The organism is Acidovorax sp. (assembly GCF_046291265.1).
GTDB lineage: Bacteria > Pseudomonadota > Gammaproteobacteria > Burkholderiales > Burkholderiaceae_C > Acidovorax.
Genome location: NZ_JBKBTV010000099.1, coordinates 1 through 10,325, shown reverse-complemented (window position 1 = coordinate 10,325; position 10,325 = coordinate 1). Strand labels below are relative to the sequence as shown.

Sequence of the window (10,325 nt, the reverse complement as noted above, 5' to 3'; positions counted from 1 at the left end):
GTGCATGCCATCGTCTCGGCGCTGTTCTGGCCGCTCACCGCGCTGTTCGGTCTGGCGCCGTTTTCGCTGCAAGAGATCACGGCCACGCAGAACTTTGCAGGCGAGGGCGCGGCGGGCAGCCGCTGGGTGTGGATGTATGTGGGCCTGCTGGCACTTGCGGTGGTGCTGCCCCGCCTGGCGCTGGCCGCCTGGGCCTGGGCGCGAGAGGCGCAGTGGGCACGCCAATGCCACATCGACCCCGACGACCCCCAAGACGCCGCGTTTGACGCACTGCGCCGCAGCCTGCCCGGCGACTTGGTGATCGGCCTGCAGGGCCTGCAGCCCGCACAAATTCAGGTGCTGCAAGCCATGGCCGCCGAAGGGACCCCGCAAGGCGACCGCCTGCGGTTTGCCGACCCCGCGGACCCAGCCGCGACCCGCGAGCCGGTGGACGCCGTGCTGATCTGGAGCGACACCGCGCCCGACCACCCGATGCCACCGGCCTGGGCACCCGCACCCCAGCGGGCGCTGCGCTGGGAAGACTGCGGCGAAAGCTGGGTGCTGGAGCCCGCGTTGTTTGACCAGCTGGCGGCCGCGCTGCCCCAAAGCCAGCATGTGTTGGCCCGGCTGCGCGCCAGCGGTGTGGCCCGCAACGGGCAGCGTTTTGATGCATCGGTATCGGCCCTGGCGCAGCACCTGCGCGCCTGCACGGCCCTGGGCACCGTCGACCCAGCAGCCCAGTACGCGCACCAGGTGCAAACCCTGGACGCCACACTGCGCGCACTGCACGGCAACCAACCCGCGCCGCCAGAAAACACCGCGGCACCGAATCGCTTGCCCACACTGCGCCGCACCGACAACACCGCGCTCGCCGTGGGCACATCGGCCGGTGCGGCAGCCGGTGCAGCCGCTGGCGCCAAGGCGGGTGCGTTGATCGACATCGGCACAGGCGGACTGACACTGGGAGCGGGCACCGCCCTGGGCGCACTGCTGGGCGGCACCACGGCCTGGGTGGTGCGTGCGTTTCAAAAGAAGGACGCGGAGCAAGAGGTGCTGCGGCACGCCATTGAAGCCGCGTGCACGCGTTATCTGGTCATCGCCCACCAGACCCGCGTGCGCGCGCAGAACGCCGACGCCCTGGCCCGCCGCTGGCACGCCGAGGTGACGGGCACGGTGGCCGCCCACGGGGGCGAACTGGCGGCGGCGCTCAAGGCGCCCCCCTCTCCACAAGGGCCCGCCGATGCGCTGCCGCCGCTGCTGCGCACGGTGTTGCTGGGCATTTTGGAGCGCAGCTTTGCACCTGTCCGGTCAGAAAATATGAGTCAAAACAGGCTCTAGCGCTTATCCACTAACCGCTAGCAGCTATCTTTTTTGAAAACTACCGCTCCACCGTCAGGCGTGTGACCACCGGCGGCGCATCCCCCGTGTGGAACGCCAGCTTGCGTTCGCGCAGCGCGACGTCATGGGCGGTCACGCGGTCAAAACGGCGCAGGTGCTCGGTCCAGGATTCGTCCTCGATCTGCTCCACATAGCGCGTGGGGTCGCCAATGTCGTGTTGCAACTGCCACGACAGCGCGCCCTGGCGCAGGCGGCTGCGGCGGCTTTCCTGCATCAGCGTGCGAAATTCAGTCGCCCGCGCCGGATCGATGAAGTATTCAATCGTCACCACCACATGCCCGGGCTCGGGCGGGCTGTCGGCCACCGGCGCGGTGAACGCGCGCGAGGGGCTCAGGTCCTCTTCCATGCTGCGGTCCACCACCAGCCGTTGCACCAGCGCCATGGCCAGCACCCCGGTCACGGCCGCCAGCCCCAGGCTGACATGCACATCGGTCACGGTGGCCACCTGGCCCCACACGGCCGCACCCAAGGCTGTGGAGCCCATGATGGCCATCTGGTAGATCGACATGCCACGCGCCCGCACCCAGTTGGGCAGCGCCAGCTGGGCCGACACGCTGAGCGAGTTGGCCGTGGTGATCCAGGCCATGCCGCCCACAAACATCGCGGGCACGGCGACATACACATTCGGCGCCAAGGCCATCACCGCCGTCGCAACGGCCTGCAGGATGGTGCCGCGCATCACCAGCACGTCGCGCGCCATGGCCTGGCGCAGCCGCGGCAAAAACATGGCGGCCGTGATGGCGCCCGCACCCATCGACGCGAGCAGCAAGGTGAACGTGCCCGCACCGCCACCCTCCAGCCCCTTGGCCAGCAGTGGCAACAGGGCCAGCAATGCGGTGGCATGCAAAAAGAAGATGGAGATGCGCCACAACACCGCCCGCATGCGCGGCGACTGGCGCACAAACTGCAGGCCCACGCGCATGGCGCTGGGCAGTTTTTCACGGCCCAGCGGGCTGGGCACGTGGGTGCGCTTCCAGCGCATGATGACCAGGCCCGAGGCCACCGACAGCACCGCATTGAGCACAAACACCCAGGCGCTGCCCGCACTGGCAATGATGGCGCCCGCCAGCAGCGGGCCGATGATGCGCGAGGCGTTCATGGCCACGCCGTTGAGCGCCAAAGCGGCTGGCAGCTGCGCGCGGCTGACCAGCTCGGGCACGATGGCCGCGAACACCGGCCAGCGCATGGCCAGGCCGATGCCGTTGGCAAAGGTGAGCGCCAGCAGCAGCGGCGCCGTCATGCCACCAGCCAGGATGGCCACACACAACACCAGCGCCACCGCGGCCACCCAGAACTGCGTGGCGATGAAATAGCGGCGCCGGTCCAGGATGTCGGCCAGCGCGCCGCTGGGCAGGCCCAGCAGGAACACGGGCAGGGTGGACGCCGTCTGCACCAGCGCCACCAGCACGGGCGACGTGGTGAGTGTGGTCATCAGCCACGCGGCCGCCACGTCGTTCATCCACATGCAGGTATTGGCCGCCACCCAGGTGAGCCACAGCATGCGGAACACGGGCACCGACAGCGGCGCGAAGGGCGACAGGGAGGCAGCCTGGTTCAGCTGCGCCGCGCTCTGGTCGAGCTGGGCGGCTACGGATTCCTCGGTGCCCTGGGCCAGGGCCGCGCGGTCGGCGGCGGCTTGGGCGCCATCGGTGCTCTGTGCGGGTGGCTGCTGCGCTGCAGCATCAGGCGCCGGATTCGCTTCAGGGGAGGTGGGGCGCGCAATGCTGCGCGTACTTTCGTGGGACGGCAAAGGTGGCATGTCTTCGCATTGTGCGACGGTTGGAGCGGCACTGCGCGTAACGCACCGAATAGCCACGGGCCAGATGGGGCCCACAAGCGTCACGACCGGAGCCCGCCTCCCCGTTGCCTCGACACGCGGTTGAACGTGCAGGTGCTGGCGTCAGGGAGCCACATCGGACGGCACGTCCGGCGCCATGTCCGCCTGTTTTTTTGTCTGCCGTAGCAGCAGCCAGGCCATCAGTCCCAGCGCACCAACGCCTGCCAGCAGCACACCCCACAACACCCAGTTGCGCAGGGGCAGGCCGTCGCTGGCTGCCGTTGCGGCCACCTGCACGCCGCCTGCCGGTTGCCCCCCGGTGATGTCGGCACGGGCTACATCCGCCAGCGCCACGGGCAGCGTGTTTTCCTGCGCGGTCTGGTAGCCCGGCACCAGGCTTGACAGGGGCAGAAAGGCACTCGCCGCTGCCGAAGCACCCGACAGCCCGCCCGCCAAAGTACACGGCCCCTGCCCGCTGGCCAGGAACACGAGCTGTGCGGGCTCGAACTGCAGCGCCAGTTCGGGCGCAGCGGCAAAGCCGGGCGACTTGGCGTCGGCTTCGATCTTGACCTCGCGCACCCAGGCACCGCCCAGCTCGATCGGCGCGTTGCTCTGCTCCTTGCCCCCCATGGCCATCTTGTAGACCACGGCGCTGGCCAGCGGCGACCAGGGCTGTTCACGGTGGTTGCGGCCCAGCACGCGCACGGGGACCAGCACATTGCTGCCTTGCGGCGTGATCTTGAGCGCGGCGACCGGTGTAGCAAATGGCAGCGCAAACACCAGTTCACGCGGGTTGGCCAGGGCCGGTGCAGCCATGCTGGCGCTGACGCGCTCACGCGGGCCCGTGCCGCGCGAGGTGACCAGCGTGGCGCCGCGCAGGGTGACGGCGGCGTCGCCCCAGGTCACGCGCAGGTAGTGGTCTTTCAGGTCGGCCCGGTGCAGGTCCATCTGCTCGTTGCCCAGGCGGCCCGGGGCTGTGGGTGCTGCAGCGGTATCTGCGCGGTACAGCACGGTCTCGGCCAACGGCCGCCACTGCTTGAGGTCTTTGCTGGCCTGCACCTGGAAGGTCACCGGCTGGCCCGCGGGCCAGTCAGCGTCCAGCGCCATGCGGACCACAGGCAGCTGGAGGCTGCGCGCGTCGAACAACGCGCCCCGGACGGTTTGCGTGGCGGCAGGGCTTGCCGTGCCTGTTGTGCCAGTCGTGTCGATCTGCACCACGCGTTGGCCCTGGCGCTCCTCGATGCGCAGCGACAGGCCTTCCAGACCTGCTGTCCCCGTGCTCGCAGCGCCCAGGATGGGATAAGCGGGCAAGTTAACTGATTCCTCTTGCGCGCTGGCCGCCGCCACACCGGCCAGGGCCATGGGCACGGGCTGGCCTGCGCCGTTAAAGAGGCGCACATCGGCATAACCCGGGCTTTGCAGGCGCACCAGCACCTCGGCAGGCAGCATGACGCGCTGCAGGGGCGCATCGCTCGCCAGCGCAACGGGGATGCGGATGGCATAGGCAGCAGGGCTGTTGGCATCGGCCGCCGCCTGGGCCACGCCGGCGGAAACGAACAGGGCGGCAGCGGCCAGCAACGCGGGCAGATTCAGAGGGATGGGTTTCATGAGGGCATCTCCTGTTCCGCCGGGGCCACCGGTGGCGTTTCAGGCTCCGCACGGGCAGCCGCCTTGGGTGGCAGCGGCGCGAAGTAGCCCACCACCAGCATCAGCACGCCCACCGCGATGAAGGCAATGATGCGTTCGGCCCCACCGGCATTGGACAAATCGATCATCAGCAGTTTGACCACCACCAGCCCCAGCAGGCCCGCGCCCACCAGCCACAGCGGCCGCTGCGCACGGCGGTGCGCCAGCACCATCATGCTGAGCGCCAGCAGCGTCCACAAGATGGCGTAGCCGGTCTGCACGACAAAGCTGTCGAACAGCGCCGAGGCATCCCAGCGCACGCCGAAAAAGTGGTGGGCCACACGCAGCCACACCGTGTTGATCATGATGAACGCCAGCACTGCCAACGCCACCAGCGCATGGCGCCCGGTGACCCAGCCCGAACGGGCTGGGGGCGGCAGTGCCGACACCAGCACGCGCCGCCAGAACACCAGGCTGCCCAGCGCCAGGCCCAGCGTCAGGTCGGTCGGGTTGAGCAGCGGGATGTAGGGCAGTGGCGCGGTGTGGCCCGACGAATGCACTGCGGCCAGCAGCGCGCCCCAGAACACCAACACCGCCAGCGGCAGGGCCGCCAGCCAGTAGTAGGCCTGCGCATGCGGGTTGAGCGGCCAGGGCAGCGCTGCGCGGGCGGCGGGCTGGTTGCCACGGCCCGCCCACAGCGCCAGCAGCATCAACACCGCAATGGCGCTGACCAGCATGACTACCCCAGCCCACGAGGTGCGCCACAGCTCGGCCTTGCCGATGCCCGACCACAGGCAGTCGGCCAGCAGAAAAGTCACCAGCCACGCCGTGGCGGCATGGAACCCGCCAAACCGCGCAGTACCCGCCGCGGTTGTGCCGCCAGGTTTGGCCGCTGCCTGCAGGCGGTCCGTCTGCCGCAGCATCCACACATGCAGCGCCAGCACGATGGGCCACACCGCCCAGGCGGGCGTGGCCAGCACGCGGTGGCCGTCGCCCACCTGGGCCACAAAACCCAGCGCAAGCACGGCGATGGTGCCGCGCGCAGGCCAGGTGGCCACGGCCCAGCGGGCACGCAAGCCCAGCAGCATCGACACGGCGGCGCTCAGCACCACGGCCAGCATGACCAGCAGCCCGGCGATGCGGTCTGTAAACACCGACACCGGCCACTGGCCCGCTTCTGCGGCGGGCACGCTGCGTGTGATTTCCAGCGCCCAGGCCAGGCACCAGCAGGCAAAGCCGTAGAGATAGGCCGGGCTGGACAGCTGCGCCTCCACCCTGGCATAGCCCTGGGCCCAGGCCGAGCCACTGTGCGGCAGCGGCTTGCGCAGCCACCAGGCCAGCAGCAGCGCGGGCAGCGCAATCAGCAATGCGCCCAGGAAGGCCGGGTTGACCAACGGCAGGGGCGACAGGTTGTGGATGCTGCCCATGAACGCCAGCATGGCCACACCCTGCAGCAAGAGCCCGAAGGCGCGCGGCATCCAGCGGGCCTGGCGCATGCCGACCCAGAAAGCACCAGCGCCTTCGAGAGCCCACACGGCGGACGTCCACTGCGCGTCCAGCGCCAGCGGCACGGCCAGCGTGGCAAAGCCCACGCCGATGGCAATGAAACATTCGATCAGCAGGCGGTAGCTGCCGAGCGCGTTGCGCACCAGCACCATGGCGGTCACCAGATACAGCGCAGCAAAGGCCAGCGCGGAGAAGGCCGCACCCAGCTCGAACGGCTGCACCAGCCCGGCCTGCAAGCCAAAACCAATCAGCGGCGTGCCAAACACCAGCATGGTGTCGACCGCGTTGCCCAGTTTGGTGGGCGTGTTGCGCGCGTAGAGGATGGCGGTGAAGAGATAGATCAGCACAAAGCCCGCAAGGAAGGGCTGGGTGCTGGCGTATTGATCCGGCATGTACCGGAGCGCACCCCAGGCCGAGGCCACGCCGAAGGTTGCGATGAAACCCACCACATTGAGCACGCGCCAGGAGCGCTTGTGGGCAATGAAGAGAATGGCCAGGTTGAGCAGCGTGTAGTAGCTGAACAGGCCCACATGGCTGCCCTGGCCTGTCGACAGCAGGATGGGCGCTGCAAACCCACCGGCGAAGGCTGCCACCGCGAGCGAGCGCGAGTCCTGCAGCAGCGCCAATGCGCAGCTGGCGGCGCAGACCGCGATCATCAGCCCGAAGGCCAGCATGGGCGGCAGCAGCCCGTAGAGCCGGAAGGCTGCAAACACGGTGAGGTACATGATCGCCACGCCGCCGCCCTGCAGGGCCAGCGCAAAACCCGGCTTGTCGGCGCGCTTGCGAAATCCCACAACCAGGAGCGCAACAGCCACCCCGGCGATGGCGGCCAGGCGCAGCTCCACCGGGAACAGCCCCGCAGAGGCGGCGTAGCGGGCGAGGAACGACAGGCCGATGAACAGGATCACCAGGCCCACGCGCACGATGGTGTTGCCGCCGAGGAACCAGTTCTTGGCTGCGAGCACCGCCTGTTCGACGGCATTGGGTTGGGAGGGCTTGCGGGGTGCATCGGTGCGGGGAGGCACCGAGGCCGGGGCTTGGGGCAAGCCTTGTCGCGTGGAGGCGCCCGCCCAGAATTCATCATCCGTCGCCACCGGTTTTGCGCTGGCAGCGGGAAGGGGCGCCTGCGGCACGGGCACAGGCGCATTCACGACCGGCGGCGCAGAGTGGGTCCGCGCTTCAGCGGCGGGAGCCGCCTGGGCGGCCGCCAGGGCTGGCTTGTCAACGGCCTTGGAGGCATGCGCCTGCAGCTCGGTGCGGATGGTTGAGCGGATCGCCCAGCGCAGCGATAACCCGGCGAAAAAGCCCAGGATGCCGCCAACGAAGGGCCCGAAATCGCCGTAGCCGCCAAACCACGAGCCCAGCACCGCGCCCCAAAAAATTCCCCAGATGATCATGCCGCCCACTCCCTCGTTGGGGCTCCCTTCGCCAGGCAACCTGCCTGTGTTCGAAAAAAGCCATCGTTATTTATTTGTAGACCCGCCGAAAGCCGCGCTCCCCACTGCATTGCAGCAAAGCGCCTTGGCCATGGGCGCGGGGCGCACAGCCTGAAGGCGCAGAGATGACAGAGTGCGCGCGGCGCCTTGGCAGTCCCGCTAGGGTTCGCAGGCTTATACAGCACAGCATGCCGGTTGAGCCATGCCCGAACGCCTTGTTACGTGGCATGGCGCCGGGCAACGCCCTGGGCCCCTGTGCAGGGGCATGCCCTACGCAGATTACATGCCAAATCAGGCTCTAGCGCTTATCCGATAAGCGCTAATAGCTATTAAAACAATAGCATTCATCATTTCACCCGCGCCAGGTGCGTGAGGGGCAACGCCCCGCTGGCCTTCACCTCGCCCAGCGAAAAGCTGGTGTGCATGTCTTTCACGTTGGGCAGGTTCAGCAGCACGTCGCGCGCAAACTGCGAGAAGCTGTCCAGATCGCGCGCCACCACCTGCAGCTCGAACGTGCCGGTGCCGCTGATGTAGTGGCAGGACACGACCTCGGGGATCTGGCGGATGGCTTCTTCCATGGCGCGCGTGAGGTTGCCGGTGCTGCGGTCGGCGTCCAGCCGCACAAAGGCCAGCACCCCCAGGCCGATCTTGTGCCGGTCGATCTCCGCGCGGTAGCCCTTGATGAAGCCTTGCTCCTCCAGCGCCCGCACACGGCGCCAGCACGGCGCGGCCGACAGGCCCACGCGCTGGGCCAGTTCGGCATTGGTCAGCCGGGCGTCGGTCTGCAGCTCATTGAGGATGGTGATGTCGAATTTGTCGAGAGTGTTCACAAAATAGCCGTATCGAGAAAGATCCTTTCTCAGAATAGCCCAAATGCGGCACAGAACGCAAAGACATATCTGCGGCGCAGACATACACTTCTCTGCAGACTAGAGCCGCGGCCCTAAACGGGCGGCGTTGCACTGCCTGAATCGTGCCCACAAGGCGCGACCCCACAAAAAAGCCATTGGAGACATAGCCATGAATGCACCGCTGCCCGAGCACATCCGCAAGGCCCTTGAGACCGTCACGCTGGACGACAACCCGCATGGCGGGTTGAGCCGCAGGCACAAAGAGGCAGAGATCGGCAACGCCGAGCGCAGCGGATTTGGCGTCGAGCGCGCCCGCGAAGGAGGTGCACTGTGAACGCTCCCTTGCCTGAACACATTCGCAAGGCCCTCGAAACCGTCACGCTCGACGACAAATATGCTTTAGACAGTGGCCGTGCGTTCATGAGCGGGGTGCAAGCCCTGGTCCGCCTGCCCATGCTGCAGCGTCAGCGCGATGCCATGCAGGGGCTGAACACGGCGGGCTTCATCAGCGGCTACCGTGGCTCGCCCCTGGGCACATATGACCAGTCGCTGTGGGCCGCCAAAAAGCACCTGGCCGCCAACAACATCGTCTTTCAACCCGGCGTGAACGAAGAACTCGGCGCCACCGCCGTCTGGGGCACACAGCAGCTGGACCTGTACCCCGAAAGCAAGAAGTTCGACGGCGTGTTCGGCATCTGGTACGGCAAGGGCCCGGGCGTGGACCGGTGCTCGGACGTGTTCAAGCACGCCAACATGGCCGGCACGGCCAAGCATGGCGGCGTGATCGCCATTGCGGGCGACGACCACATCAGCAAGAGCAGCACGGCCGCGCACCAGAGTGATCACATCTTCAAGGCCTGCGGCACGCCGGTGTTCTTCCCCAGCAGCGTGCAAGAAATTCTGGACATGGGCCTGCACGCCTTTGCCATGAGCCGGTTCTCTGGCGTGTGGTCGGGCATGAAGACGATTCAGGAAGTGGTGGAGTCGTCCGGCAGCATCAGCATTGACCCCGACCGCGTAAAGATCGTGATGCCTGAGGACTTCGTGATGCCGCCCGGTGGCCTGCACATCCGCTGGCCCGATGCGCCGCTGGAGCAGGAAGCGCGCCTCATGGACTACAAGTGGTATGCAGCCCTGGCCTATGTGCGCGCCAACAAGCTCAACTACAACGTGATTCAGGGCCCGAACGACCGCTTCGGCATCATCGCCAGCGGCAAGGCCTACAACGACACGCGCCAGGCCCTGGTGGACCTGGGGCTGGACGACGACACCTGCCGCCAGCTCGGCATCCGCGTGCACAAGGTCAACGTGGTCTGGCCGCTCGAAGCCACCATCACGCGTGACTTTGCCCAGGGCCTGCAGGAGATCCTGGTGGTCGAGGAAAAGCGCCAGGTCATCGAATACCAGCTCAAGGAAGAGCTGTACAACTGGCGCTCGGACGTGCGCCCCCACGTGCTGGGCAAGTTCGACGAGCCCGAGGGTGATGCCACGGGAGGCGAATGGTCCATGCCCAACCCCAGCCAGAACTGGCTGTTGCGCGCCAAGGCCGACCTGACCCCGGCCATCATCGCCAAGGCCATCGCCAAACGCTTGAAGAAGCTGGGCGTGTCGAGCGACATCATCGCGCGCATGGATTCGCGCATCGCCGTCATCGAAGCCAGCGAACGTGCCATGACGGAGCTGAAGGTGGACACGGGCGAGCGCGCGCCCTGGTTCTGCAGCGGCTGCCCGCACAACACCAGCACCCGCGTG

6 protein-coding genes and 1 pseudogene are annotated in these 10,325 nt (G+C 67.6%); 3 read left to right on the top strand and 4 right to left on the bottom strand.

All coding sequences use genetic code 11. From position 1 onward, the window contains the following. A partial coding sequence (locus tag ACK41V_RS22360; protein ID WP_409785692.1) for a DUF3482 domain-containing protein occupies positions 1-1,317 on the top strand: 1,317 nt, incomplete at its 5' end. A 40-nt stretch (positions 1,318-1,357) separates the two neighbouring features. Here the strand turns inward: ACK41V_RS22360 and ACK41V_RS22355 are convergent. From ACK41V_RS22355 to ACK41V_RS22340, 4 genes are all read right to left on the bottom strand, one after another. Beyond that, on the bottom strand, positions 1,358-3,136 hold the full coding sequence (locus tag ACK41V_RS22355) for an MFS transporter (RefSeq protein WP_409785691.1): 1,779 nt from the start codon (positions 3,134-3,136) through the stop codon (positions 1,358-1,360). A gap of 141 nt (positions 3,137-3,277) precedes the next feature. Then, a complete protein-coding gene (locus tag ACK41V_RS22350; RefSeq protein ID WP_409785689.1) occupies positions 3,278-4,762 on the bottom strand; it encodes a DUF3999 domain-containing protein in 1,485 nt (494 codons plus the stop codon). Then, positions 4,759-7,683, bottom strand: a complete 2,925-nt coding sequence (locus ACK41V_RS22345; RefSeq protein WP_409785688.1) for a DUF2339 domain-containing protein — start codon at positions 7,681-7,683, stop codon at positions 4,759-4,761. The genes ACK41V_RS22350 and ACK41V_RS22345 overlap by 4 nt, the downstream gene beginning before the upstream one ends. Before the next feature lie 386 nt (positions 7,684-8,069). Further along, positions 8,070-8,552 carry an Lrp/AsnC family transcriptional regulator gene (locus ACK41V_RS22340; RefSeq protein ID WP_409785686.1) on the bottom strand — a complete coding sequence of 161 codons (483 nt, stop codon included), beginning with the start codon at positions 8,550-8,552 and terminating at the stop codon, positions 8,070-8,072. A gap of 190 nt (positions 8,553-8,742) precedes the next feature. Between ACK41V_RS22340 and ACK41V_RS22335 the strand changes: the two genes are divergently transcribed. Further along, positions 8,743-8,907: a hypothetical protein gene (locus tag ACK41V_RS22335; RefSeq protein WP_409785685.1), complete on the top strand. Its 165-nt coding sequence runs from the start codon at positions 8,743-8,745 to the stop codon at positions 8,905-8,907. Then, positions 8,904-10,325: pseudogene (locus tag ACK41V_RS22330) on the top strand (indolepyruvate ferredoxin oxidoreductase family protein); the annotation flags it as partial. The gene ACK41V_RS22335 and the pseudogene ACK41V_RS22330, both read left to right, overlap by 4 nt.